Raw genomic sequence first — 25,628 nt, forward strand, 5'->3', positions numbered from 1 at the left:
GCACTGTCCGCCAGGGGTGCGTTTTACTGACTTATCGGGGTCTGATGGGGAAGATCTGTATCAGGTTCGCCAGTGACCAGAGGCACATCAGGGAGGCCCCCATGGCACCGACCCCCTCCGCGTCCGTCGTCGTCGGCAACCTCCGGTTCACGGTCCGTTCTGTGCGCTCGGGGATCCAAACGGTCGAGGGAGACCGGGGGAGTGTCCGTGAACCGGAGGGGAAGTTCACCGTGGTCGAGCTGTACGTGCTGAACACCGGAGAGCAGAAGGCGTCCTTCTACACCGGTGCGCAGCGCCTCGTCGACACGGAGGGTGCCGAGCACATGATCGACCCCGTGGCGACCGCCCTGGTGGAGACCGTTCTCGACTCCCTGAAGCCCGGCGAGGCGGGTGACACCGCCCTGGTCTACGACCTCCCTGAATGGGTCGAACCCCTGCAGATCCTGTTGTGCGACACCTACAACCGCTCCCGCCGCCGCAGCGTCCAGTTCGTGGTCTGAACCATTGCCTGGCATTCTCTGTGGGTCGCAGTTCCAGCGGAGAGGGAGTCCCGCCTTGAACGAACAGCCGCGCACCACGATCTTCCGGAACGTGCGGCCCATGGGCGGTGACCACGTCGACCTGGTGGTCGTCGACGGGCGGGTGGCCGCCGAACCGGCGGGGTCGGCGGAGGTCGTCGACGGCGGGGGAAGGATCGCCCTCCCCACACTGGTCGACGCGCACATCCACCCGGACAAGACCACCTGGGGTGAGCCCTGGTACTCGCGCCGCGCAGCCCGGGGCATCGCCGAGCTGGGGGAGCAGGACGCCGAGGTCTTCCGCAACACACCCACCCCGGTCGCGGTGCGGGCCGAACGCCTGATGGGGCACGCCGTCACCCGGGGCACGCGGGCGATGCGCGCCCACGCCGACATCGCCCCCTCCTACGGACTTGAGGGCCTGGAAGGGATCAAGGCGGCCGCGAAGAACCTCGCCCACGCCCTGGACGTGCGCGTGGTCGCCTTCCCGCAGCACGGGGTCCGGCGGGCGCCAGGGACCGATGCCCTGCTGGAAGAGGCGCTGCGCACCGGGGTGGCCGACCTGGTCGGCGGCATCGACCCCGAAGGTTTCGACGACGACCTCGACGGTCAGCTCGACCTGGTCTTCGGCCTGGCCGACCGGTACCGGGTGGGGATCGACATCCACCTGCACGACAGCGGCCCCGCGGGCTCGCGGACGCTGTGGGCGATCATCGAGCGCACCCGTGCCTTGGACATGCGGGACAACGTCACGGTCAGCCACGCCTTCGGGGTGGCTCAGGCGGGGGAGGAGTTCGACAGCCTGGCCGCGGCCCTCGGCGACGCCGGAATCGCCCTGACCACCGTGGCCCCGGACCCGTCCCGGGTGCTGCCCGTCGCCCGCCTGCGCGAGCACGGGGTACGGGTCGGCGCGGGTTCGGACGGGGTCCGAGACGCATGGAGCCCGTTCGGTGACGCCGACATGCTGCACCGCGCCCACCTGTTGGCGAGCGCGCTCAAGGCGCGGCTCGACGAGCAGCTCTCCGACGCCTTCCGCACCGCCGCGTACGACGGGGCCGTCCTGGCCGACCTGCCCGCGGCCGACTTCACCGTCGGCGCCCCAGCGGACTTCTTCCTGGTCGAGGGCGAGTGCCTGCCCCAGGTCGTGGTGGACCTGCCGCCGCGGCACGCCGTCGTGCGGGCCGGCCGGACCGTCGCGCGTGAGGGCCACTTGGTCTGAGCCGCGTGGCCGGCACGGCCCGCTTGCCCTTGGTCCGTGATCGCACCGGTATCGGGAAAACGCTTTCCGTGCTAGCTTCCGACCCCGCGGCGGGGACGGATCCCCACCGCGTTCGTGACCCCCTTGCCCCCACTGGGCCCGCACACGAGGAGCTTGTATGCGTTCCGAACCCCGACGCCGATCACGCCCGCGCCGCTCACATCCGCGCTGGGCACTGCCCACCGCCGGCCTGGCCGTACTCGCCGGGCTGGGCGTGGCGGCCGCCACGCTCGCCCCCGCCGACCAGCCCTCCGGCACCGAACTCCAGGGCTCCGGCGCAACGGCCGAGACCGCGGCGGCCGAGTGCGGCGAGGGAAGCTTCGACGCCGAAGCCGAACTGGACGGCTCCACCTGGACCGTGCGCAGCGGCGACGACGTCGTCCACGAGGGCGACGACATGCTCACCGCCATGCGCGAGGCGGTCGACAGCCTCGACGACGGGCGCACGTCCCAGGAGAGCGTGGTCGTCCGCGGCTCCGGCTCCGTCCCCGGCGACGAGTCGTTGGACCTGCCGAGCCACACGTCGCTGGAGGTGTGCGGCACCATCGACGTCACCGGCGAGGTGAGCGCGGACCACGCCGCCGTGCGCATCCGCCACGCCGAGGACGTCACCGTGCCCCACCTGTCCCTCACCGGATCCCCGTACTTCGGGGTGTTCGTGCAGAGCGCGGAGAGCGTGCACTTCGGTCAAGTCGACCTCAGGATGTCCGGCGGCCACGGCATGCGCATCGACAGCCGGGACAACGACGACGGCCGCCAGGCCCGCGACATCAGCATCGACGACGTCTACGTCTCGGGCACCGACAACCACGGCGTGGAGACCTACAGCGTCGACGGCTTCACCGTGGGCACCGTCACCGCCAGGGACACCGCCTACTCGGGCCTGCTGCTCAACGACACCGAGAACGCCGACGTCGGGCTCGTCGACGCCGAGAACGCGGGCGCCGACACCGGGTACGCGGCCTTCCGCATGGCCAACAGGAACGGCATGGTCGGGGACGCACACCCCACCAACATCCGGGTCGGCGAAGTGCGTGCCCGCGGCGGCGGCCGCGGGATCTTCTGCGTGTCCGAGAGCGGCGGCGCCGTCATCGAGAACGTGGACATCGCCGGGACCGGAGGCAACGCGGTCCTGATCGAGAACTGCCACAACGTGACCATCGCCGAGGAGGGCGGAACGGTCGAGGGCCCGGGCGACATCCGGATCGCCGCCCGGGACGAGTTCGCCAACACGTCGGACGTGACCCTGGAGAACCTGACCGTGGTCGACTCGGCGGTCAACGAGGAACCGTGTGCCGAAGGCACCGTCGTCCGCGACATCACGTGGCAGGACAGCCAGGACAACAGCTGCTGACCAGCCCGTTCCGGGGTACCCGGTGGGTTTTCCGTTCGTTCCGGTGCCGGGTACCCCGCCAGAAGAAATCTGAAAGCCTTGCGCACTAGCTTTCATGGGTAGGTGAGAGCGGAGGGTGCGCGCAGCGCGCCCTGCTGGGCCGGGCGGTCAGGACGGGGCCGCCCGGGTCGGCGGGGTGGCGGTCGGGTGGAGAGCGCCGACCGCCTCCCCCGGTCCCTGTTCGAGCCGGACCCTTCCCCCACTACCAATACCTGAGAGCACGGCACCCGTATCCGGAGATGCCTCGTGCACGAGGTTATGACTCTCTGTCGCTGATCATGCTGCCCTTGTCGGAAAAGTTCTGGCCCGATGCGGCCACGAGTCCGCTGAACCTCCCCGGGCAGTCAGCCGTCGGACCACACGTGAACGGCGCTGAGGAACCAGATAGAGGGGGTTCACGCGCCCGAATTCCATCTCCACCCCTCTGCCACCCCCACACAAGGACGTGGAAACAACCATGACTTACGGTAATAATTCGGGAAGCAGGACCTCCCCCCTCGCCGTGCTCGGCTGCATCGGCATCGCCGCCATCCTGATGATCGCCGTCGCCGTGGGCGGCTACGTGTTCTTCGGTGACCGCCTGGGCTCCGACAGCTCTGTCGCTGCGGAGGCTGACGACGGTGACACCTCCGGGGACGACGGCGACACCGAAGACGAGGGCACCGAAGAAGACGGCGACGCGGGCAACGGCGGCGGTGACGGAAGCACCGTGCAGCCCGGTGACCTGAGCTACACCTTCTACTCCATGACCACGGACTACGGCAGCGTCGAGAGCTACCAGGGCCCCATCATCGAGCCCGACGGGCAGTTCGTCCTCGTCAAGATGGTGGTCGAGAACCACGGCAGCGAGTTGATCTCGTTCTCCGCCGTGCCGACACGAATGGTGGACAGCCAGGGGATCGAATACGAGCACCACATCGAAGCGACGGTCTCCAGCAAGGACAACTACGCCAGCACCAGCGGGGTCTCCGCGAACCTGGAGCCGGGCGACGACGGCTATTTCCTGGCCCTGTACGACATCCCCGCGGACGAGGAGCCGAGCCACCTGCTCGTCTCGGACATGGGTCACGACGACGACCAGGCCAACCTCGACCTGCACTGAGCCCTGCCTGCCGCAGGTTCGACGTGCCGCGAAACGCCGGGCACAAGGGTTGGTCACCGTTCGTACCCCGATTGGCCGGTGCGGTGGGTCAAGGCGGGTCGGATTCGACCCATCCCGGCGGGAACCGATTCCGGACTCGGGTCGTCTCAACACCCGTGAACAGGGCGGACGGCCCGAGAGTGGGGGATGATGACACCCGGACTCCGGACTTGACTCCCGCTGATCCCCTAGTTGAAAGATTCAATACTCGATGGCCTACGGTAACCAGCCCCCCGGCGGGCCCCGCCCCAGCAGCCCCCCGGTGGAATGCCCCCGCACCAACCCCCCGGCGGGATGCCCCCGCACCAACCCCCCGGCGGGATGCCCCCGCACCAACCCCCTGGCGGGCCCCCTCCCGGGCAGTCCCGCGGAGGGGTCTCGCCCATGGTCGTGGTCGCCTGTGTCGGGGGCGCCCTCCTCCTGCTGACCGTGGTCGCGGTCGGAGCCGTCGCGCTCATCAACCGCGGCTCCTCCGGCGCCGATGACTCCGCCTCCGGGGCGGAGCCCCCGGAGTGGGATGCCACGCTGGAAACACCCGAGGGCATGGGCGAGGACGACGACCCGCTCGACGACGATTTCCTCGACGATGACGAGGACGAAGACGCCGCGAGCGACAGCCCCGAGGGCAGCACCGTTCAGCCCGGGGACCTGGAGTTCACCTTCGAGTCGCTGGACACCGACGTGGACGCGATCGAGGCGACCCGAGGCGAGTTCACCGCGAGTGACAGGTACGTTATCGTCGCGTTCGAGGTGGAGAACCTCGGCGACGACATGGTCATGTACTTCCACGCTGGCGTCACTCTGGTGGACACCGATGGCGTCGAGTACTCGTCCTCCACCGAAGAGACCACTGAGCTCCGCGACCTGGGCGGTTTCTCCCACAACATGGAACCCGGGGACGGCGGCCTCGTCGAGGTCGTCTTCGACATCCCGGAGGACGCCGAGCCGTACTACCTCGAGGTCACGGACGACGGCACCGGCCCCTCGGCCAACATGAGCCTGGAGTAGCGGTCACGGGCTGACCGGTCTCGGTTCACAGCGGTCCGGGGCGGGGATCCAGGCCTGAGGCCGGTCCCCGCCCCGGCCCTTTCCGTGTGTCCTCCCTGGTCGGAGTGGTTCGTCCGCTTAGGGTCGCCCTTGTCGTCCGTCGACACGGAGGGGGAGCGCGATGACCGAGGACGTGAGCGGCGAGAACACCGGGGACGGGGTGGAGCAGCGCGGCGGGGCAAGCACCGAACCCGAACCGCGCGGACGCGAGGCCGGTCCCGGCCGGGGCCACACCATCGTCCTGGGCGCGGGCATGGCCGGGCTGGCCGCCGCGGACCGGCTCGCCGACCAGGGCGAACGCGTCACCGTGCTCGAGGCCCGGGACCGGATCGGGGGCCGCATCCACTCGGTGCGCACCTGGGACGGCGCGACCCTGGACGTCGGGGCGTCTTGGATGCGCGGCGAGGAGAACAACCCGCTGTCCAGGCTGGTGGCGGAGGTGGGCGCCCGCACTGCCGTGTTCAACCGCTCTACCGAGACCGCCTACGACCCCAAGGGCCGTCGGCTCCTGTTCGACCGGCACCGCCGCAACCTGGAGGACGTCAGCCTCCTCCACGAACACATGTACTGGGCCACGGTCGGCGCGAGCCCCGAGGAGTCCATGGAAGAGGGCATCAACCACGCCCTCTACGACGTCAACCTCGTGCGCTCCCGGGCCAGAGACGCCACCGAGATCGTCCACCGGCTCGCCGAGGCCGACCACGGGGCCGATGCCGAGGAGGTCGCCTTCTCCGCGGTAGCGGCCCTGCACGAGTTCAGCGGCGACGACGTCGTGTTCCCCGAGGGGATGGGGCAGGTCACCGACTACCTCGCCCGAGGGCTGGACGTGCGCCTGGAGCACGTGGTCCTGTCCGTCTCCCACAACGACCGGAGCGCCAGTGTGCGGGTCGAAACCCCTGAGGGGGAGGAGACCCTGACCGCGGACCGGGTCGTGGTCACGCTTCCCGTCGGGGTCCTCAAGGCCGGGCAGGTGGATTTTGAACCGGCTCTTCCCGTGGACAAGCAGGACGCGCTGGAGCGGCTGGGCAACGGTCGGCTGGAGAAGCTCTTCCTGCGGTTCGACGAAGTCTTCTGGGGCGACGCGGAGGTGATCGTCCACCTGGGGACCGAGGAGGGCGCGTGGTTCCACTGGTACGCGGGCCAGAACGTCTTCGGCCAGCCCATCCTCGTCAGCCGCAACGGTGGGAACGCGGCGCGCTTCCTCGCCCGGATGGACGAGGCGCAGGTGGTCGAACACGCCATGGCGTCCCTCCGCGGCATGTTCAAGAAGGCGCCCGACCCGGCCGACCACTACCTGACCCACTGGATGGACGACCCCTTCGCCCGGGGCGGCTTCTCCTTCACCGCCGTCGGCTCCGGCGACGGTGACCGCACGATCCTCGGCGACCCGGTCGGGGACCGCGTGTTCTTCGCGGGTGAGGCCACCGAGATCGAGCACACCGCCACCGTTCACGGGGCGCTGCTCTCGGGCCGGCGCGAGGCCGAACGCATCCTCGCTCTGGGCTGAGCACAGAGCGTGCGGCCTGATTCGGTGCGACCGTACTCGGGTAGTGCGCGCGTGCGGCCCCTTTCACCAGCCCTTGAGGCCGTGAACCAGGCCAGGGGCTTCAGAACGCCCGAGACGAGGGCGCTACCAGTCAACCGGGAGGTTGTGACGATGAGTACTGAACACGGAGTCGCGGGGCTGAAGAGGATCCTGGGGCAGGTGAGTTTTCCCGCCGACAAGGAGCAGATCGTGGAGCGGGCTTCGGCCCTGGGCGCCGACAGTGAGCTTCTGGGAGCGCTGCGAGCGATGCCTCCGGTCGGTTACGACCAGCCGGACGACGTCATGCGCTCCGTGGCCCTGGACGAGTCGGACGGGGGCGAGCGGACGGAGTCCCAGCAGGCTCAGCAGCGCAGGCACCACACCAAGCCCGGGCAGGCCGAGACCATGAAGGAGACCGGCCCGGTCAACCCCATCGAGGAGGAGCTCGGCGAGAACCGCAAGTCCTGAGGAGGGGCGACCACACCCTCCCGCGCGTCCGCTGAGGTCTCAGTGGCGGCACCTCGGCCACGGGGGAAGTCCGTACACGGTACGATTGGGGCGCGGTAGTCCACCGGAGACCAGTCGGGGCCGGCGGGAGCCATGGTGGCGGGAAGCGACGGTCCCGCCCGTTATCGTTGGCACCATGGGGCGATCCGCGGACGAAGGCAGACACGAGGCGAGGGGCGACGTGGCCAGCCCGGTGGTCAGTGACCGCATCTGGACGGTTCCCAACCTGTTGAGCATGCTCCGGTTGTTGGGTGTTCCGCTGTTCCTCTGGCTCATTCTGGTGCCACAGGCCGACTGGTGGGCGCTCCTCGTGCTCGTCTTCGCCGGGCTCAGCGACTGGCTGGACGGCAAGATCGCGCGGGCCTGGAACCAGATGTCCAAACTGGGGCAGATCCTCGACCCGCTCGCCGACCGCCTCTACATCTTCGCGGCCCTGCTCGGGCTGGTCGTGCGCGGCATCGTCCCGTGGTGGCTGATGGCCATCCTGGTGCTGCGCGACGTCCTCATCATCGGTGCCCTGCCGCTGCTGCGCCACTTCGGCTACGGTCCGCTGCCGGCCAACTTCGCCGGCAAGGCCGCCACACTCTGCCTGCTCTACTCGTTCCCGCTGCTGTTCATCGGCGGATACGCCTCGATCATCGGAGATGTGGCCCGGATTATAGGTTGGGCCTTCGCCCTGTGGGGAACGGCTCTGTACTGGTGGGCCGGACTGCTCTACGCCGTACAGGGCCTGCGCCTGATCGACCAGACCCGCCGCGACGAAGGCGCTGATCGCGCGGGCACCCGGACCGGTGTTCCCGGCAGCGACCCCACGCGCGGCCACAGCGCGGATCGACCCGATCCGATCGCACCGGCGACCGCTGACGGCAATCCCGGTGCGGCACCCGAAGGCCCGGAGGGACCGGGCCTACCGGATCAGGGCAGGACCGGGCCCTGATCCACTGAGCGAACCGGCGGGCCGGCTCACCAAGAGTCCTGTCGGATCGAAAGGGAGTGTCATCTCCGCAATGAGAACATGTCCCACCGCGCGCCACGGCGCGCGCTCCGAACACCTTCCCTCCGCCGCGCCACCTGACGGCACAGCCGTTCGGAGGTCGCGACGATGACGAGCGAACATACGACCGAAGCCGCACCGGCAGTCCCCATGAAGGCCGTCGTTATGGCGGGCGGTGAGGGCACGCGACTGCGGCCCATGACCGCCAACCAGCCCAAACCGCTCCTCCCGGTGGTCAACAAGCCCATCATGGAGCACGTGCTGCACCTCCTGCGCAAGCACGGTTTCACCGAGACCGTGGTCACCGTGCAGTTCCTGGCCACCCTCATCCGCAACTACTTCGGTGACGGCGAGGAGCTCGGCATGAAGCTCCACTACGTCGCCGAGGAAGTCCCGCTCGGCACCGCTGGCAGCGTCAAGAACGCCGAGGAACACCTGCGCGGAGAGCCTTTCATCGTCATCTCCGGCGACGCGCTCACCGACATCGACCTCACCGACATGGTCCGCTTCCACAAGGAGCGCGGCGCCAAGGTCACCATCGCCCTCAAGCGGGTCCCCAACCCGCTGGAGTTCGGCATCATCATCGTGGACGACGAGGGGCGGATCCAGCGCTTCCTGGAGAAACCCACCTGGGGCCAGGTCTTCTCCGACACCGTCAACACGGGCATCTACATCATGGAGCCGGAGGTCCTCGAACGCGTCGCCGCCGGCGAGGTCGTCGACTGGTCCGGTGACGTCTTCCCCGAGCTGCTGGAGGAGGGCGAGCCCCTCTACGGGTACGTCGCCGACGGTTACTGGGAGGACGTCGGCACGCACGAGAGCTACCTGAGCGCCCAGGCCGACGTCCTCTCGGGCAAGGTCGACGTCGAGATCGACGGTTTCGAGGTGTCGCCGGGGGTCTGGATCGGCGAGGGCGCGGAGGTCGACACCACCGCGGTCCTGAAGGGCCCCCTCTACATCGGTGACTACGCCAAGGTGGAGGCCGGTGCGGAGCTGCGCGAGTACACGGTGCTGGGCAGCAACGCCGTCGTGCGCGCGGAGGCCTTCTGCCACCGCACGGTCTTGCACGACAACGTGTTCATCGGCCGCGGCGCGAACCTGCGCGGCTGCGTGGTCGGTAAGAACACCGACATCATGGCCGCCGTCCGGATCGAGGAGGGCGCGGTCGTGGGCGAGGACTGCGTCATCGAGTCCGAGGCCTACGTGCACAACGACGTCAAGGTCTACCCCTTCAAGACCATCGAGGCCGGAACGGTGGTCAGCACCAACGTCGTCTGGGAGTCACGCGGGCAGCGCTCGCTGTTCGGCCCGCGCGGCGTGTCCGGGCTGATCAACGTCGAGATCACCCCTGAGCTCGCGGTCCGGCTGGCCAACGCCTACGCGACCACCCTCAAGAAGGGCGCGATCGTCACGACGTCCCGTGACGTGTCCAGGGCGGCGCGCACGCTCAAACGGGCGGTCATCAGCGCGCTCACGGCGGCCGCCATCGAGGTGCGCGACCTCGAGGTGGTCCCGTTGCCGGTGGCGCGCTTCCACACGTCCCAGAGCGGGATCAGCGGCGGCATCGCCGTGCGCACCAGCCCGGGCGACCCCGAGTCCGTGGACATCCTCTTCCTGGACGGTGAGGGCGCCGACCTCTCTCCGGGCGCCCAGCGCAAGCTCGACCGGGTCTTCTCCCGGGCCGAGTACCGGCGCGCCTTCCCCGGTGAGATCGGTGAACTGTCCATCCCCTCGCGCAACGTGGAGAACTACTCACACGAGCTCCTGCGCGCCGTGGACACCTCCGGGGTGGCCGAGGCGGAGCTGAAGGTCGTGGTCGACTGCGCGGGCGGTACGGGCTCGCTGATCCTGCCCTCGTTGCTGGGCCGGATCGGCGTGGACGTGCTCACGGTCAACAACCGGCTGGACGAGGCTTCACCCACGGACACGGTCGCCAAGAAGATGCGCGACCTGGAGCGTCTGGGCGAACTGGTCGCCAACTCCGGGGCCGACTTCGGCGTGCGGTTCGACCCGGTGGCCGAGCGTCTGTCCATCGTGGACGAGAACGGCGAGCTGGTGGACGGCGACCGCGCACTGCTGGTGGTCCTGGACCTGGTCGCGGCCGAACGCGGCGGCGGCAGTGCGGCGCTTCCGGTGACCACGACCCGGGTGGCCGAGCAGGTGGCCCGGTCCCACGGGGCCGAGGTCCACTGGACGGCGACCGCCACCGACGAGCTGACCAAGGCCGTGCGCTCTGAGGGCGACACCATCGTCTTCGCCGGAGACGGCCGGGGCGGCTTCGTCGTCCCCGAGTTCAGCCCCACGAGCGACGGCATCGCGGCTTTCGTGCGGCTGCTGGGTCTGGTGGCGCGGACCCGGCGCTCGCTCGGCCAGATCGACCGTGCGATCCCTCAAGCGCATCTCCTGCGCCGTTCGGTGCCCACCCCGTGGGCGGTCAAGGGGAGCGTCATGCGCGCGGTCGTGGAGGCCGCGGGGGACCGGGAACTCGACACCACGGACGGCGTCCGCGCGATCGAGGCCGACGGCAGCTGGGCGCTGGTCCTGCCGGACACGGCCGAAGCCGTGACCCATCTTTGGGCCGAAGGTCCTGACTCGGACACTGCTCAGCGGTTGCTCGACGAATGGGCGGCCGTGGTGGAACGGGCCGAGGGTTAGCCGGACACCGTGCGGGTGCGGACGGGGCGCCGTCCGCACCCGCACGGTTCGCCCGCGGCCGGGTGCCCCGGAACCCTCCCCGGCCGATGACAACCCCCGGAAGCACGGGCATAAGGGCAGGTCAAGGCAGACTGGGGGCCGTTCGGTAAAATCCACCCCGCCATCGGGAGAACCAAACGCCCGGTCCGGGCATCAGCCCCATAACAGGTGTTGGGTTCCCTGCGGGCCCACACCGGTCGAAGCGGCGCCCCGGGTGCCGGGTTCGGCCAGGTCCACGCCGCGGACCTTGTCAAGGGGTCCACGGCGGGCCTAGGGGGAGCAAAACCCTGTCTGGACAGGGATATGGTTTAAAGTCGAGTGTTCCCTGAAGCGCCGCGTCACCACCCGCCCCGGGGATCCCGGCAACGGCGGACACCTAGTGGGGGTGACAAGGAGTACAACATGGGGGATGAGACCTAGCGACCGAACCTGTGAGCCGTACCGTTGCCGCGTCAACGGGCCGTCTCACGGTGTTCCGGACGGAGTGCGGGCACGGCGCCCGCTCGACGCCCGGGACGCGCCACCGATCAGCCGAATCAAGCACCGCCCCGTGCGGTAGGAGGCCGAGCCGACCTATGTCGAGCGTTTACTGCACGCAGTGCGGTCACGCCGTTGCGGATGATGCCCGTTTCTGCTCCCACTGTGGAACTCCAGTCCGCAGGGCCGAACAGCAGAGTCCACAGCCTGCCGCGGCGGGGGACTCAGGTGGGGATGTCACTTCGACCATCTCCATCTCCGGAATACAGGCCTTGGAAGAGGAGGAATCGGGGGATGAGCTCGGCGGTGACGATCCCGCCAGCGCCGACGCACTACCGCCCGGAACCGCTCTGCTGGTGGTGCGGCGGGGTCCCAACGCCGGGAGCCGCTTCCTTCTGGACAGCGACGTCACCACCGCGGGCCGCCATCCCAACAGCGACATTTTCCTTGACGATGTCACCGTTTCCCGACGCCACGTGGAGTTCTTCCGCCGGGGCAACGGGTTCGGCGTCCGCGACGTCGGTAGCCTCAACGGCACCTACGTCAACCGCGAGCCGGTGGACGAGGCCGAGCTGGGTGGAGGGGACGAGATCCAGATCGGCAAGTTCCGCATGGTTCTGCTGACTAAACCGCGCCGGTGACGGTGCGCTGACCACGGTCGACGGGGGTGGGAGGGCCCAAGAGGTTTGCGGCCCCCCGCCTCCGGAGAGCTTTGTAACGAAGGGTGCCTTTGCCCTCGGGATCCTGTTTTCGCGGGGGAGCAGGGAACGAGCGCGCCCATCCGGCATGACGACTCGTGGGACGGAGCCGCTGTGAAGCACATGGAGGTCGTCGGCGTCCGGGTTGAGATGCCCTCGAACCAACCGATTGTCCTGCTCAAGGAATCCGAGGGAGACCGCTACCTGCCGATCTGGATCGGCGGCGTGGAGGCCACCGCGATCGCGCTCGCCCAACAGGGGGTCGCGCCCGCACGGCCGCTCACCCACGACCTGTTCCGAGACGTCCTGGACGCCTTGGACACCGGGCTCGAGACGGTGAACATCACGGGCCTGAGCGACGGCATCTTCTACGCCGAGCTGGTTTTCAGCAACGGTGTGGAGGTCAGTGCGCGCCCCTCCGACTCGATCGCGCTGGCATTACGAACCGGTACGCCGATCTACGCGCACGAGGACGTGATCGAGGAGGCCGGGATGCCCATCCCGGACGAGCAGGAAGATCAGGTCGAGGCGTTCCGGGAGTTCCTGGACAACATCTCGCCCGATGACTTCGGCCGACGGAGCACGTGACAGACACCTGACGGGGCCCGCATATCGCGGGTCCCGAGTTGTGTACCGGGGCGGGACGTTCCCGCCGCGTGAAAATGCCGCAGTGACCTGCGGCTTTGTGAGGCAGACCGGTGATAGATTGGGACGAGGGAATGGTCGTGGTGGGTGCAGCCGAAAAGTCGTCGGACCCGCAGCCGGTCCCGCCGGGACGGTGACCGTCCCTGGGCCACAGCGCGTACTTGGCGACGCGCCGAGTGGCTTCGTTGACGCTGCCTTGCGGCCGTCCTACGGTCAGTGCTGTGAAACCCGCGGCGCGCCTTTTCCCTGAGTGGACTCTCCCCTGTCGATGCCGCCGCGGGACGAGGAGCCGGAGGTCGGCGTGGCAGTAGCGAGCAGCAAGCAGGATCCCCATGACAGGCGGTCCGCGCTGCGGCTAGCAGGGCAGCAGGGCCTACTGTGCGAAGAGGACGTGGTGGCGCTGCCTATGGACGTCGGGTACCGGGGCCCAGCGGCGTGTACGGCCGCGGGGATCACCTATCGACAGCTCGACTACTGGGCCAGGACCGGCCTGGTGGAGCCGAGCGTGCGCACGGGTGCCCACAACGCCGCCCTGTACAGCCTTCCTGACATCCTGATGCTCAAGGTGGCCAAACGGTTCCTGGACACCGGGATCTCCCTGCAGCAGATCCGCACCGCGGTCGACCACCTGCGTGGCCGGCCCGCCGCTGAGCTGTCCCGCATCACCCTCATGAGCGACGGCGTCAGCGTCTACGAGTGCACCTCGCCGGACGAGGTCGTCGACCTGATGCAGCGCGGCCAGGGCATGTTCGGCCTGGCTCTGGCCAATGTCTCCCGCGAGCTGGAGGAAGCTCTGGGCGTGGTCCCCGCGGAGGAGCGCACGGATCTGCCGACCCCGGCTCCCCAGCCCGTGGACGAGCTGGCCCGGAGGCGCCGGGAGCGGCGCACCGGGTGAACCCCCCGCGGAACCGCCCCTGCGGTATTACCCTGGGTGGGGATCTGGCGGGCGATTTCCGCACACATCTTCGGTGTCCGCACACATGAAGGCCGTCCCCGCGGGCGCGGTCGCGCAGCTGGGGGCTGCCGCTGCCGGACCAGCCGGAAGGCCGTGGGATTCGCCGAAAAAGGTGTGCCCGGGCTCGGTGGTTCCGGTGGTGATCGAGTACGGTCGTAGGCGCAACTGGGATGAAAACCGACATTATCCCTGCTTGCCTACATGTACAGAGCGTCAGCAGGCTGTTGATACCGCGCGGGAGAGACCTCGGTTGACGGGGCGCCGACGGGGCAATACTCCCCAGTAACCTCTCAGGCACCATGGACCGCGCGGAGGAGGCCACTCTGAAGCCTGGGTGCGCCCGGTGACAGAGGGGGAGACCGTGAGGAACACCGCCGACCCGATCGGCCCTGTCACCAGGAGGTCTCCGTGACTGACCCGTCGAACGACCCCGCCCCGGGCACCCCGGCCCGGGTGTTCGCCGACCGCCACATCGGCCCCACTCCGGCCGAGACCGCAGAGATGCTGAAGACGGTCGGCTACGACTCCAGCACCGAGCTCATGACCGCCGCCGTGCCCGAGTCCATCCTGTCCGGACCCGGCCAGAGCGCCCCCCTCAACCTGCCGGAGGCGATCGGCGAGGCCGAGGCCCTGGCCGAGCTCCGCGACCGGGCCGAGCGCAACGAGGTCAACACCTCGCTGATCGGCCTGGGCTACTACGACACGCTCACCCCGCCGGTCATCATGCGCAACATCATGGAGAACCCGGCCTGGTACACGGCCTACACCCCCTACCAGCCGGAGATCTCCCAGGGTCGGCTCGAGGCCCTCCTCAACTTCCAGACCATGGTCTCCGACCTGACCGGTCTGCCCATCACCGGCGCCTCCCTGCTGGACGAGTCCACCGCGGCCGCCGAGGCGATGACTTTGGCCCGGCGGGCCTCCAAGGTCAAGAGCAACGCCTTCGTGGTCGACTCCGACATCTTCCCGCAGACCCTCCAGGTCCTGCGCACCCGTGCCGAGCCCCTTGGTATCGAGGTCGTCGTCGCCGATCTGAAGCAGGGGCTGCCCGAGGGCGAGACCTTCGGTGTCCTGGTGCAGTACCCGGCCTCCAGCGGTGCGGTGCGCGACCCCAGCGCCGTCATCGCCCAGGCGCAGGAGCGCGGCGCGCTCGCGGTGGTCGCCGCCGACATCCTCGCCCTCACACTGCTGCGCAGCCCCGGTGACCTGGGCGCCGACATCGCGGTGGGCTCCACCCAGCGCTTCGGTGTCCCGCTCGGTTTCGGCGGCCCGCACGCCGGTTACATGTCCGTCGGCGAGAAGCTGCGCCGCCAGCTGCCCGGCCGTCTGGTCGGCGTCTCGGTCGACAACGTGGGCAAGCCAGCCTACCGCCTGGCCCTGCAGACCCGTGAGCAGCACATCCGCCGGGAGAAGGCCACCAGCAACATCTGCACCGCACAGGTGCTGTTGGCCGTCATGGCCGGGATGTACGGCGTCTACCACGGCCCCGACGGCCTGCGCGCGATCGCGCGGCAGGTCCACGGGCGCACGGTTGCCCTGGCCGACGCGCTCACCCAGCGCGGGTTCGAGGTCGTCCACTCCGCCTACTTCGACACTCTGCGCGTGCGGGTTCCCAGCGCCGACCGCGTCGTGGAGAAGGCCCTGGAGTCCGGCGTCAACCTGCTCGCCGTAGACCAGCGCACGGTCGGCCTCAGCGTCGACGAGACCACCCCGGTCGCCGTTCTCGACAAGGTCCTGGCCGCCTTCGGCGAGGCCGACCGCGGCGCGGAGCGCGGTCCGCTCGCCGTCGACGAGTCCGCCGACCGCCTGCCCGCGGACCTCGCCCGCGGTACCGACTACCTCACCCACGAGGTGTTCAACACCCACCGCAGCGAGACCTCCCTCCTGCGCTACATGCGCCGCCTGGCCGACCGCGACCTGGCGCTGGACCGCACGATGATCCCCTTGGGCTCGTGCACCATGAAGCTCAACGCCACGGCCGAGATGGAGGCCGTCACCTGGCCGGAGTTCGCGGGTCTGCACCCGTTCGCTCCGCTCGACCAGGCCGCGGGCAGCGTCTCGCTCGTCCGCGACCTGGAGGCCTGGCTGGCCGAGGTCACCGGGTACGACGCGGTGTCCCTGCAGCCCAACGCCGGGTCGCAGGGCGAGCTCGCCGGGCTTCTCGCGATCCGCGGTTACCACCGCTCGCGCGGGGAGGCCCACCGCGACGTCTGCCTCATCCCGAGCTCCGCGCACGGCACCAACGCTGCCAGTGCGGTCATGGCCGGGATGCGCGTGGCCGTGGTCGCCTGTGACGACGACGGCAACGTGGACCTCGGCGACCTGCGCGACAAGACCGCCAAGCACAGCGAGGACCTGGCGGCCATCATGGTCACCTACCCCTCCACCGCCGGGGTGTACGAGGACACCATCACCGAGGTGTGCCGCCTGGTCCACGAGGGCGGCGGCCAGGTCTACGTCGACGGCGCCAACCTGAACGCCCTGCTGGGCTGGGCGAAGCCGGGCGAGTTCGGCGCCGACGTCAGCCACCTGAACCTGCACAAGACGTTCTGCATCCCGCACGGCGGCGGTGGCCCGGGTGTCGGCCCGGTCGCGGTCCGCTCGCACCTGGCGGGCTTCCTGCCCAACCACCCGGGCCAGCCCGAGGCGGGCCCGCACACCGGGGTCGGCCCGGTCTCGGCCGCGCCGTTCGGCTCCGCCGGCATCCTGCCGATCTCCTGGGCGTACATGCGCATGATGGGCGGTGACGGGCTGCGCGCGGCCACCGAGACCGCGGTGCTGTCGGCCAACTACATCGCCAAGCGCCTGGAGGCCTACTACCCGGTGCTCTACACCGGCTCCAACGGCCTGGTCGCGCACGAGTGCATCATCGACATCCGCCCGCTCCAGAAGGCCAGCGGCATCAGCAACGAGGACGTCGCCAAGCGCCTGATGGACTACGGTTTCCACGCGCCGACCATGTCCTTCCCGGTCAACGGCACGCTGATGGTCGAGCCGACCGAGAGCGAGAACCTTGCCGAGCTGGAGCGGTTCATCCAGGCGATGATCGCCATCCGCGGCGAGATCGACCGGGTGACCGAGGGGGAGTGGACCGCCGACGACAACCCGCTGCGGGGCGCCCCGCACACCGCTGAGGCGCTGACCGCGGACACGTGGGACCACGGTTACACGCGTTCGGAGGCGGCCTACCCGCTGTCGTCGCTGCGCCAGGACAAGTACTGGCCGCCGGTCGGCCGGATCGACCAGGCCTACGGTGACCGCAACCTGGTCTGCTCCTGCCCGCCGCCGGAGGCCTTCGAGCTCTGACACGCCGGAGCGAACCGCCGGAAGCAAAACGGGGCGCCGACCCGCGGGGAGGCGCCCCGTCTTCGCGCCTATGACGGATCTACGTCGTAAAGGTGTGGCCAGTGGGCGCCCCGAAAGCTCACGCGGTCCATACCGGGCGGTGTTCGGCAGTGGTCCGAAAAGGGCACGTACCCGGGAACCGACACCCGCACCACGAGCCCCTGCCCGCCGGGGGAGAGCGCGTTAGAGTTACGGCGACGCCGACGGTCCGCGTTCCCCACCGCGCGGGCCCGACACCCCCATGGAAAGCGGAGCGAATGACCACGACGTCCGGACCTCCCGCGCGCTCTGGCCCCGCCGACCCCCCGCCCGAACCCACCGACCCCGACGACGTGGAGGACACCTCCGCACCCGCGGCCGAGGGCGCGGCCGACCTGTGCGACCAGGCCCAGGACCTCGCCGAGAACGGCCACCTCAAGCGGGCCGCCAAGCTCTACCAGCAGGCCGTGTCCGCCAACCCCCGGCCCAAGGTCCAGGCCAGGGCGCTGCTCGGGCTGGCCGTGGTCCAGGACCAGCGCGGAGACCTCGCGGCGGCCAGGGAAGCGGCCCGGCGGGCCCTGGCCACCGGGGACGCACGGTACGCTCCGCGTGCTGCCTACCACCTGGCGCTCTCCCTCGAACAGGAGGGATCCCACGGTGAGGCCGCGCGTGTCTGGCACCGCCTGCTGGACCTGGGAGGACCCGCCTACACCGCGGTGGCCCGGTACGGCCTGGCCCGCGAAGCCGAAGCGCGAGGTGAGGAGGCCGAGGCGGAGGAACACTGGGAGGCGGCGCTGGAACTACCCCCCGACGATGCCGCGATCAGTCGACTGCACGCCACGACCGTCGTCGACGCCGCACGTGACCTGGCCGGACGCCTCCTCGAACGGGGACGCCCGGGCGCCGCGGCAGCCGCCGTGGAGCGCGGACTGACCGTCGGCGACGACCCCGGGCTGAGGCTCCTGCGGGCCGCGACCCACCTGGAGCGCGCGATCGCCGACGTGGGGGCGGTCGTCGACCCCCGGCCGTCGGACGAGGGTGCGGTCGCCAGTCCGGCGCCGCGAACCTCGGGCGCGGCGGTGGAACTGCTCGCCGGCCTGCTGGCGCTGCGGGGCGAACCCGACTCGGCCGAAAGGGTCTGGCGCACGGGCCTGGACAGCCGCGATCCGGACACCGCCGACGCCGTACGCGCACGGCTGCGCCGCTCCTTCGCCCAGCCCCAGGCCGAGGACGGCGAAGCGGCTCCGGAGCCCTGGTGGGACGTCTACCTGGAGGAGGCCGTGGCCACCGCGAGCGCGCCCGCGCTGGCCGGGGAGCTGTTCGCGGTCGTCACCCAGATGCACGCCCTGCTGGCAGTGCCGGTGGTGGAGGGCGAGGCCCGTCCGGCCGCGCTGCGGGCCGCCATGGAACAGGCCCTGCGCACCCCGAGCGAGCTGGTCTGGGGTGGGGACGTGCACGCGGACTTCCGGCGCAGGCTCAGCGCGGCGATGGGTGAGGACGTGCTGCCCGAAGGCTGGCCCGACGGCCGATGAGGGGCCTCGCGCACGTCACCGCCCGGGAATCGAGGTGCCCGGGCGGGAGCGGTTGTTAGGCGGTTGACCGGAGAAGGCCCTGAGCGGGCCAGGGAAGGCGTCGGCGAGTCAGGCCGCGACGCGGGGCCGGTGCGGGGCGACAACCGCCCCGTCGGGGAGAAGCTCGCCGGTGTCGTCGAAAAGGACGACTCCGTTGCAGAGCAGGCTCCAACCCTGTTCGGGGTGGCTGGAGAGGACACGCGCGGCTTCGCGGTCGGTGTCTTCGAAGGACGGGCAGGAGGGTGAATGGCTGCACATGACAGAGCCTTTCTTAGCGGTGCTCCTCGTTGAGCTGACGCCCACAGTAGTGGTTGACATCACATGCTGCTGCCGGTTTGGGCGACAACATCCCTGCTGTGTTCTTGGCCGCTCTCCATGAATGAGACTCACGTCACCCGTCCCGGGTTCGGTCCGATTCGGCTTTTCCCTGTCCGGGTCCGGCCAGGGCCGGGTCCGGTGGATCAGTAACCGCCGCGCGTACGGCGGGCGGCCGGACGGCTGCGCATGCCCGCCCCGGCCAGACCGCCGCGCTGGAAGGCCCGGACCAGTTCACCGCCGAGGTTGACCCCAGCACCCAGCGCCAGCGCCACCACGACCGCCTCTGCCAGGCTGAGCATGCCCGGCACCGTGGCGCCCTGCGTGATCTCGATCAACCCCCGGTAGAGGATGCTGCCGGGCAGCAGCGGGGCGATCGAGGGGATCAGGTACGGCAGGACCGGGCGCTGCGTCCGCCGGGCCAGCCAGTGCCCGACCACACCCACGGCTACGGCGCCCACGACGGTCCCCACCACCGGCGGGATGTCCAGCAGAGAGCGCAGGCCCGCGTAGATCACCCAGATCATCACGCCCAGAGCACCGATGGTGGGCAGCATCCTCGGGGGCACCGCCAGGGAGATCGCGAAGGCCATCGCGATCCCGGCCGCGCCGATCAGGACCGGCACCGCCATGGAGGTCCCGGCGGTCGGCAGGTTCTCCAGGTCCAGGTCGATGCCCAGGCGCAGTCCGGTGTAGGCCACGGTGACCACACCCGTCACGATCGCGCCCAGCGTGAAGAAGGTCTCCAGCAGACGAGCCGCAGCGGAGACGTAACTACCGCTGATCCCGTCCTGGAGGCTGGAGACCAGCGGGCGGCCGGGGAGTAGCGCAATGATGTTGCCGGTGATGATCGCGCCCGCCTGCAAGCCCAGGTCCAGCGTCGTGCTCACCCACAGCAGCCCCACTCCGATGGTGGCCGCCACGACGGCCGCCGCCACCATCTGGTAGAACTCCGCGACCCCGCGCTTGGCCAGGAACACCGAGGTACGGTCGCCCAGCACGGTGGCCAGGAAGGCCACGGTCGCCACGATCGGGCCGCCGCCCATCATCACACTGGCGCTGGAGGCGATCAGGCCGAAGCCCGCCGCGATCATCCAGTTCGGGTAGGGCATGCGGGCCCGGCGGATCTGCTCCAGCCGGACACTGGCGTCTTCCAGCTCCAGCAGGCCCAGAGCCACCTGCTGCACCAGGCCGTGCAGTTCGTTGACACGGAAGTAGTCCAGGGTGCGGCGGCGCACCACCCGTTCGCCGGTGATCGGGGGGTGGTCGCCGCCCGGGTGGGTGGACAGGGAGATGGTGGTGAAGGTGACCGACACCTCCGAGCGGGGCAGGTCGAAGGCGACCGAGAGGCTGAGCATGGCCTCGCTGACCGCCTCGGTGCTCTCACCGCTGGCCAGCATGAGCTCGCCGACGCGCAGGGCCAGGTTGATCGCCCGGGCGTCGGGAAGGTTGACGTCCTCGTCCTCGTCGCCGAGGTTCTCCGGGGTCAGTTCCTCTTCGTGCTCGGCCCGCCAGTCGCGCATCCGGCTGAGCATGAGCTCCTCGCTCGGCGGACCCGACCGCTCACGATTGCTCGGCATCGATGTACTCCGTTCCCTCCCCGTCGCCCGCACTCCTGCTGTTCGGCGTACTGCCTCGGCAACCCGCAGGGGGACGCCGCGCGCACGCACCCGGTTCGCCCCGCGCGTGCGGCGGCTCCCGTGAGTTCGGTCACTGGCTTATCCTGCCAATACGCGGTGTGCCCCGCGGACGTCGACGCGCCGGTCACCAGGTGCCTTGGAGGCCGGCGTCGAGGGCGGTCCGCGGCACGCTCAGGGGCGGGACGCAGGCGGCTGCGTGTCCTGTCCAGGGTGGACCAACCCGGTCTCGTAGGCGTGCACGACGGCCTGGACGCGATCGCGTAGGCCGAGCTTGGTGAGGATGCTACCGACATGGGATTTGACGGTCGTCGCGCCCAGCACCAGGTGGTCGGCGATCTCCGTGTTCGACCATCCCTTGGCGAGGAGCCGCAGGACTTCGCGTTCGCGGACGGTCAGGACGTCCTCGTCCGGTGCGGCACCGGACTCGGGGGCCGCCGGTAGCGCGGCGAAGCGGTCGAGAAGTCGGCTCAGGACGGCGGGGGAGACGACGGCGGAGCCCCCGGCGACCAGTTCGACCGCCGAGACGAGTTCGGCCGGCGGGACGTCCTTGAGGAGGAAGCCCGAGGCACCCGCGCGCAGTACCCCCTCGACGTACTCGTCCAGGTCGAAGGTGGTCAGGGCGAGGACGCGCACCTCGTGGCCGAGCGGGCGGGCCCACTGCACGACCTCCTGTGTGGCACGTATCCCGTCCATGCCCGGCATGCGCACGTCCATGAGCACGACGTCGGGAAGGAGCCTGCGCGCCTCGCGCACGGCCTCGCGGCCGTCGGAGACCTCACCCACCACGGACATGCTGGGGGCGGACTCCAGGATCAGCCGGAAACCCGCACGGACGAGGGGCTGGTCGTCGACCAGTAGTACTGAGACAGGCACGGGGCCGATTGTCCCGCACCCGGGAACCCCTTGGGCCGCGGGCTGTGGCTTTCCCTTCACGCGGTGGGCAGCGGGGGCGGTGTTCCGCCGAACTCCGGGCAGATGGCCTGGTGCTCGCACCAGCCGCACAGCTTGCTCCGCTTGGGCTCCCACACGCCCGCGCGCCCGGCCGCCTCGATCCGCGCCCAGATGTCGGCGATCTCGGCCTCGGCGGCGGCCAGCTCCTCCTCGGTGGGGTCGTACCAGCGCACCGAACCATCGCCCAGGTAGATGAGCTGGAGGCGGGCGGGCACCACACCGAGGTCGCGCCAGATCATCACCGCGTAGAAGAAGATCTGGAACTTGGCCTTGTCCTCGAACCTGGGGTGCGGCGACTTGCCGGTCTTGTAGTCGACCACCCGGATCTGGCCCGAGGGCGCCACGTCGAGCCGGTCGACGTAGCCGCGCAGCCGCAGGCCGGTGGGCAGGGAGACGTCCAGGCGCATCTCGCGCTCGCGCGGCTCCAGGTGTTCGGGGTTCTCCAAGTCGAAGTAGCGCTTGACCAGCTTCCGCGACGACTCCAGCCATTCCTGGACGGCTTCCTCGCCGTCGAAGAGCTGTTCGGCCAGCTCGGGCTTGCGCTTGCGGAGTTTCTCCCACTGGGGATCGACCAGGCTCAGCGCGGTGCGCGGGGTGCGGGTCTGGGCGGGGAGCTCGTACAGGCGCTCCAAGCAGGCATGGACCAGGGTGCCGCGCAGGGCCGCGGCACTGGGGGCCTCCGGGAGCCGGTCGATGGTGCGGAACCGGAAGAGCAGCGGGCACTGGAGGAAGTCGGAGGCCCGGGAAGGTGAGAGGGCGGTCGGCAGCGGCGCGGTGGTCATGTATCCGACCCTATGACTTGTGCCCCGGACTCGACCCACGAGAGGACCATCCGAGCTGGGGCCATAGTCTGGGTTCCGTGACCAGAGGCAGCGACCACCCCAGTTCCCGGGCCGACGACCGTGCGAAGAAGAAGCCGGGGTTACTGCTGGGCCGACCCTTCGGGGTCCCGGTCTACGTCACCGCGTCCTGGTGGATCGTCGCGGTGATCATCACCCTGGTGTACGGGGGCATCGTCCAGGCGAGGCTGGCCTTGGGCCCCTCCGCCTATCTGCTGGCCTTCGTCTTCGCGATCCTCCTCTACGCCTCCGTGCTCGTGCACGAACTGGCCCACTCGCTGGTGGCCCGCGGTTACGGGCTTCCGGTGCGCCGCATCGTGCTGTACGTGCTGGGCGGGGTCTCGGAGATCGACCGCGAGGCGCCCACACCGGGGCGCGAGTTCTGGATCGCCTTCTCCGGCCCACTGCTCTCCCTGGTCCTGGCGGCTGGCGCGTTCGCGCTGGCATACTTCGCCGACCCCTTCACCGTCACGGGTGAGCTGCTCTTCCAGCTGTGGATCGCCAACTTGCTCGTGGGTGTGTTCAACCTGCTGCCGGGGCTCCCCTTGGACGGCGGGCGCCTGCTGCGCGCCGGCGTGTGGAAGCTGAGCGGTAACCCGCACACCGGCAGTGTGGTCGCGGCCTGGGGCGGGCGGGTGCTGGCCCTCGGGGTCGTGGCGCTGCCGTTCCTGTTCGCCTGGAGCGCGGGGACCACCCCGGGCCCGTGGGCGGTCGTGTGGGGGCTGCTGCTGGCCGGATTCATGTGGATGGGCGCGACCGAGGCTCTGCGCAACGCCCGGATCCGGGCGCGGGTGCCGGGCCTGCGTGCGCGTGCGCTCGCCAGACCGACCGTCGTGGTGCCCTCGGACCTGCCGCTGGCGCAGGTGGACCGCAGGCTGTCGGAGGCGGGCGTGGACACCGCCGTGGTCGCGGACAGTGACGGCACTCCGGTCTCGGTCGTGCATCCCTCCGCGGCGGGGGCGATCAGCGACGCGCGCCGGGCCTGGGTTCCGGTGTCGGACGTGTCGCGGGCGCTGACCGCGCACTCGACGGTTTCCGCGGACCTGGAGGGTGAGGAGCTCTTGACGGAGCTCACCCGTTATCCGCTGCCCGAGTACCTGGTGGTGGAGGCAGACGGGGCCCTGTTCGGGGTGTTGCGGGCCGTGGACGTCAACGCCGTGATGGCGGGCCGGCAACCGGGGGAGTAGGGCCGGATGCCGGGGGAGCGGCTGGACGTCGGGGACAGCGGGGCTCGGTCCGGAGATCGGAGTACGCCCGGTCGGCGTTGCGTGCTCTGCGCTCAGCGCCGGGCACCTTCGGGCCACAGCACCGTGACGGGGCGGTGCAGGGAGCGGGCGTAGTCGACCACGTCGGCGGTGCCGCCGGGACCGCGCGGGGGCAGGCCGTCCCAGACCGCCAGGAGCTGGTCGCACTTCTCGACCAGGAGGCGCCCGGCGGCCATGTGCGCGCTGGGGTCGGACTGGCTGTGCGGTAACTCGTGGACGAGGACCGCCTGTTCCAGGAGCCGGTCGTAGACCGGGTGGTGCTCGGCGGGCAGGGCCTCTCGGTATCCGCTGGCGGGGACGATCGCCTCCAGCGGCGCGCCGGTGGAGACCACGGCTTCGGCGAAGACGGCGTCCGCGCCGTCGGCGAGGCAGGACAGGCCCACCATGTCGCATCCGTAGGGCTCAAGGTGGGCTCTGACCATGTCGGTAACGGCGCCGTTCACGTTTGGGGGCAAGCCGCGGTGTCCGGTGATACCGATACGAATCACGAAACCTCCCGGATGTTCGCTTCGCCGGGTTTCTACCCACGAAGAGGCAGGCCGGTAACCAGAGACGACAACCGGTGGTCCAGGTCGTCGACGAAGTGCGAACGCGGGCCCCGGTAACGCCTGCGGAAGGAGCGCACCCGGCCCACCACGCGCTCGGAGTCGTAACGCACCCCGGTGACCAGTGCTTCCTGGGCCAGCCTGAAGGCCTCGTCGCTGTCGCCCGCTTCGGCGTGCACCGACGCGAGTTCCACCTTGAGCAGCGCCGACTGCTTGACGTTGTGCGGGGCGGGGGCGACGGCCTCAGCGAAGGCGGAGAGGGCGTCCTCAGGGCTGCGGAGGCGGACCCCCACCAGGGCGCGGTATCCGGCGACCTTGGCGTGGTCGAAGGCGAACACCCAGGGCCAGGGCGGCTGGGCGTTGTCGGGGCTGGCCACCTCGTGTTCGGCGCGGCGGATGGCTTGGGCCGCGGCGGCGCGGTCACCGGTCCCCGCGTGCGCCAGCGCGCCGATACAGGCCAGCCAGGCGCGTGCGGTGGGGTGGGCCGAGGGGCCGAGGACGTGTTCGGCCTCTTGGACGAGGCCCAGGCCGAGTTCGGGGTCCTCGGCGGTCTCGATCTCGAAGGCGGCGAGGGAGCCGAGCATGTACACGTCGAGCAGGCGCATCCCGGCCTGGCGGGCGCGCACGATGGCCGTGCGGTAGTGCATGCGGGCCGATCCCATGTCGCCGAGGTCGGCGCTCAGCCAGGCGGCGAAGCCCGAGGCCTCGCTCGCGGCGGCACTGAGTTCGGTGTGGAAGGGTGTCCCGCGCGCGTTCCCGAGCATCTGCTCGGACAGATGCACGTGCGCTACCGAGCTGGGCAGCAGGTGGCGGGCGGGGGAGGTGGCGTCCATGCGGCGCTGGCCGCCGGTGATGGTGCGCAGCGAGGGCGCCGTGGTCTCGTTGACGCTGGGGTACGCCTCGTGCTCCCCCGGGGCGTGCGGGGCCGTGCTCATCAGAGTGCTCACGGCGACCGTTTTTCCGAAGGTGCGTCGTTTCGTGGGGTCCACCACCTTCCGGGTGGGGCGCTCCTGTGCTGTCGTGCCGCCGAAGCGGAGCAGGTGCAGTGGGATGCCGAGCCGCCGGGCCAGGTCTTGGACCTGGCTGACGGTGAGCGACTGTTGGCCGTTGACGACCCGGGAGACCCAGCTCTGGGAGTAGGTGAGCGCGCGGGCGAGTTCACCTTGGGACCATCCGCGTGCGGTGCGCACGCCTTCGATGACCGTCGGCATGTCACAGGTGGCCAGGGCGGCGGCCATGCGCGGTCGGGTCCACAGGTCTTTGGGAAGGCCGTCTGGTTGGGGCATGAGCTTAGATTAGGGATTCCGGCCGCCGTTAGTGGCTATG

At 70.1% G+C, this 25,628-nt stretch carries 21 protein-coding genes and 1 riboswitch; of the genes, 15 read left to right on the plus strand and 6 right to left on the minus strand.

Annotated features, from left to right (window positions below; all coding sequences use genetic code 11):
* Window positions 1-101: 101 nt before the first annotated feature.
* The 14 genes from ACYVDG_RS01565 to ACYVDG_RS01630 all read left to right on the plus strand — a co-directional run bounded on the left by ACYVDG_RS01565 (window position 102) and on the right by ACYVDG_RS01630 (window position 18,708).
* Window positions 102-500, plus strand: coding sequence for a DUF4352 domain-containing protein (locus tag ACYVDG_RS01565; protein WP_460746074.1), 399 nt, complete (start codon window positions 102-104; stop codon window positions 498-500).
* A gap of 55 nt (window positions 501-555) precedes the next feature.
* The gene (locus ACYVDG_RS01570; RefSeq protein ID WP_460746078.1) at window positions 556-1,737 is read left to right on the plus strand and encodes an amidohydrolase; all 1,182 of its coding nucleotides are present in this window, start codon (window positions 556-558) and stop codon (window positions 1,735-1,737) included.
* 157 nt (window positions 1,738-1,894) lie between these two features.
* Window positions 1,895-3,130: a right-handed parallel beta-helix repeat-containing protein gene (locus ACYVDG_RS01575; RefSeq protein WP_460746080.1), complete on the plus strand. Its 1,236-nt coding sequence runs from the start codon at window positions 1,895-1,897 to the stop codon at window positions 3,128-3,130.
* 496 nt (window positions 3,131-3,626) lie between these two features.
* The gene (locus ACYVDG_RS01580) at window positions 3,627-4,271 is read left to right on the plus strand and encodes a DUF4352 domain-containing protein (RefSeq protein WP_460746083.1); all 645 of its coding nucleotides are present in this window, start codon (window positions 3,627-3,629) and stop codon (window positions 4,269-4,271) included.
* 423 nt (window positions 4,272-4,694) lie between these two features.
* Complete coding sequence (locus tag ACYVDG_RS01585; protein WP_460746087.1) at window positions 4,695-5,318, plus strand: DUF4352 domain-containing protein; 624 nt, start codon at window positions 4,695-4,697, stop codon at window positions 5,316-5,318.
* A 160-nt stretch (window positions 5,319-5,478) separates the two neighbouring features.
* Window positions 5,479-6,864 (plus strand): flavin monoamine oxidase family protein, encoded by a 1,386-nt coding sequence (locus tag ACYVDG_RS01590; RefSeq protein WP_460746091.1) that lies wholly within the window; start codon window positions 5,479-5,481, stop codon window positions 6,862-6,864.
* 150 nt (window positions 6,865-7,014) lie between these two features.
* Window positions 7,015-7,350, plus strand: a complete 336-nt coding sequence (locus ACYVDG_RS01595) for a DUF2795 domain-containing protein (protein ID WP_460746094.1) — start codon at window positions 7,015-7,017, stop codon at window positions 7,348-7,350.
* 220 nt (window positions 7,351-7,570) lie between these two features.
* Window positions 7,571-8,326, plus strand: coding sequence for a CDP-alcohol phosphatidyltransferase family protein (locus ACYVDG_RS01600; RefSeq protein ID WP_460746254.1), 756 nt, complete (start codon window positions 7,571-7,573; stop codon window positions 8,324-8,326).
* Window positions 8,327-8,533: 207 nt separating this feature from the next.
* Window positions 8,534-11,038, plus strand: coding sequence for a sugar phosphate nucleotidyltransferase (locus tag ACYVDG_RS01605; protein WP_460746255.1), 2,505 nt, complete (start codon window positions 8,534-8,536; stop codon window positions 11,036-11,038).
* A gap of 614 nt (window positions 11,039-11,652) precedes the next feature.
* On the plus strand, window positions 11,653-12,195 hold the full coding sequence (locus tag ACYVDG_RS01610) for an FHA domain-containing protein (RefSeq protein WP_460746097.1): 543 nt from the start codon (window positions 11,653-11,655) through the stop codon (window positions 12,193-12,195).
* Window positions 12,196-12,366: 171 nt separating this feature from the next.
* The gene (locus ACYVDG_RS01615) at window positions 12,367-12,840 is read left to right on the plus strand and encodes a bifunctional nuclease family protein (protein ID WP_460746099.1); all 474 of its coding nucleotides are present in this window, start codon (window positions 12,367-12,369) and stop codon (window positions 12,838-12,840) included.
* Between the two features lie 463 nt (window positions 12,841-13,303).
* Window positions 13,304-13,792: a MerR family transcriptional regulator gene (locus ACYVDG_RS01620; RefSeq protein WP_460746257.1), complete on the plus strand. Its 489-nt coding sequence runs from the start codon at window positions 13,304-13,306 to the stop codon at window positions 13,790-13,792.
* 285 nt (window positions 13,793-14,077) lie between these two features.
* A riboswitch (glycine riboswitch) is annotated at window positions 14,078-14,169 on the plus strand.
* 91 nt (window positions 14,170-14,260) lie between these two features.
* Window positions 14,261-17,158 (plus strand): aminomethyl-transferring glycine dehydrogenase, encoded by a 2,898-nt coding sequence (gene gcvP, locus ACYVDG_RS01625; protein ID WP_460746102.1) that lies wholly within the window; start codon window positions 14,261-14,263, stop codon window positions 17,156-17,158.
* Between the two features lie 296 nt (window positions 17,159-17,454).
* Window positions 17,455-18,708 (plus strand): tetratricopeptide repeat protein, encoded by a 1,254-nt coding sequence (locus tag ACYVDG_RS01630; RefSeq protein ID WP_460746105.1) that lies wholly within the window; start codon window positions 17,455-17,457, stop codon window positions 18,706-18,708.
* 108 nt (window positions 18,709-18,816) lie between these two features.
* Here the strand turns inward: ACYVDG_RS01630 and ACYVDG_RS01635 are convergent, their stop codons facing one another.
* The 4 genes from ACYVDG_RS01635 to ACYVDG_RS01650 form a co-directional block, all read right to left on the minus strand.
* A complete protein-coding gene (locus ACYVDG_RS01635; RefSeq protein ID WP_254421345.1) occupies window positions 18,817-19,005 on the minus strand; it encodes a DUF5999 family protein in 189 nt (62 codons plus the stop codon).
* 203 nt (window positions 19,006-19,208) lie between these two features.
* Window positions 19,209-20,642: a threonine/serine exporter family protein gene (locus ACYVDG_RS01640; protein WP_460746107.1), complete on the minus strand. Its 1,434-nt coding sequence runs from the start codon at window positions 20,640-20,642 to the stop codon at window positions 19,209-19,211.
* Between the two features lie 231 nt (window positions 20,643-20,873).
* Window positions 20,874-21,575 carry a response regulator gene (locus tag ACYVDG_RS01645; RefSeq protein ID WP_460746110.1) on the minus strand — a complete coding sequence of 234 codons (702 nt, stop codon included), beginning with the start codon at window positions 21,573-21,575 and terminating at the stop codon, window positions 20,874-20,876.
* Between the two features lie 56 nt (window positions 21,576-21,631).
* Window positions 21,632-22,435: a RecB family exonuclease gene (locus ACYVDG_RS01650; RefSeq protein ID WP_460746112.1), complete on the minus strand. Its 804-nt coding sequence runs from the start codon at window positions 22,433-22,435 to the stop codon at window positions 21,632-21,634.
* Window positions 22,436-22,512: 77 nt separating this feature from the next.
* Between ACYVDG_RS01650 and ACYVDG_RS01655 the strand changes: the two genes are divergently transcribed.
* Window positions 22,513-23,679 carry a site-2 protease family protein gene (locus tag ACYVDG_RS01655; protein WP_460746113.1) on the plus strand — a complete coding sequence of 389 codons (1,167 nt, stop codon included), beginning with the start codon at window positions 22,513-22,515 and terminating at the stop codon, window positions 23,677-23,679.
* 92 nt (window positions 23,680-23,771) lie between these two features.
* Here ACYVDG_RS01655 and ACYVDG_RS01660 read toward each other — a convergent pair whose 3' ends face one another.
* Window positions 23,772-24,245: a hypothetical protein gene (locus tag ACYVDG_RS01660; RefSeq protein WP_460746114.1), complete on the minus strand. Its 474-nt coding sequence runs from the start codon at window positions 24,243-24,245 to the stop codon at window positions 23,772-23,774.
* Window positions 24,246-24,277: 32 nt separating this feature from the next.
* Entirely contained in the window at window positions 24,278-25,540 is a 1,263-nt protein-coding gene (locus ACYVDG_RS01665; RefSeq protein ID WP_460746258.1) for a helix-turn-helix domain-containing protein, read from the minus strand.
* Window positions 25,541-25,628 lie beyond the last annotated feature (88 nt).

The organism is Nocardiopsis oceani, assembly GCF_054777395.1.

Excerpts from the sequence above, each read along its gene's own strand:
- ACYVDG_RS01585 (WP_460746087.1), top strand. The coding sequence starts at position 4,695 with ATGGTCGTGGTCGCCTGTGTCGGGGGCGCCCTCCTCCTGCTGACCGTG.
- ACYVDG_RS01620 (WP_460746257.1), top strand. The coding sequence starts at position 13,304 with ATGGACGTCGGGTACCGGGGCCCAGCGGCGTGTACGGCCGCGGGGATC.
- ACYVDG_RS01590 (WP_460746091.1), top strand. The coding sequence starts at position 5,479 with ATGACCGAGGACGTGAGCGGCGAGAACACCGGGGACGGGGTGGAGCAG.
- ACYVDG_RS01635 (WP_254421345.1), bottom strand. The coding sequence starts at position 19,005 with ATGTGCAGCCATTCACCCTCCTGCCCGTCCTTCGAAGACACCGACCGC.
- ACYVDG_RS01595 (WP_460746094.1), top strand. The coding sequence starts at position 7,015 with ATGAGTACTGAACACGGAGTCGCGGGGCTGAAGAGGATCCTGGGGCAG.
- ACYVDG_RS01630 (WP_460746105.1), top strand. The coding sequence starts at position 17,455 with ATGACCACGACGTCCGGACCTCCCGCGCGCTCTGGCCCCGCCGACCCC.
- ACYVDG_RS01580 (WP_460746083.1), top strand. The coding sequence starts at position 3,627 with ATGACTTACGGTAATAATTCGGGAAGCAGGACCTCCCCCCTCGCCGTG.
- ACYVDG_RS01640 (WP_460746107.1), bottom strand. The coding sequence starts at position 20,642 with ATGCCGAGCAATCGTGAGCGGTCGGGTCCGCCGAGCGAGGAGCTCATG.
- ACYVDG_RS01665 (WP_460746258.1), bottom strand. The coding sequence starts at position 25,540 with ATGGCCGCCGCCCTGGCCACCTGTGACATGCCGACGGTCATCGAAGGC.
- ACYVDG_RS01610 (WP_460746097.1), top strand. The coding sequence starts at position 11,653 with ATGTCGAGCGTTTACTGCACGCAGTGCGGTCACGCCGTTGCGGATGAT.
- ACYVDG_RS01575 (WP_460746080.1), top strand. The coding sequence starts at position 1,895 with ATGCGTTCCGAACCCCGACGCCGATCACGCCCGCGCCGCTCACATCCG.
- ACYVDG_RS01650 (WP_460746112.1), bottom strand. The coding sequence starts at position 22,435 with ATGACCACCGCGCCGCTGCCGACCGCCCTCTCACCTTCCCGGGCCTCC.
- ACYVDG_RS01605 (WP_460746255.1), top strand. The coding sequence starts at position 8,534 with ATGAAGGCCGTCGTTATGGCGGGCGGTGAGGGCACGCGACTGCGGCCC.
- ACYVDG_RS01565 (WP_460746074.1), top strand. The coding sequence starts at position 102 with ATGGCACCGACCCCCTCCGCGTCCGTCGTCGTCGGCAACCTCCGGTTC.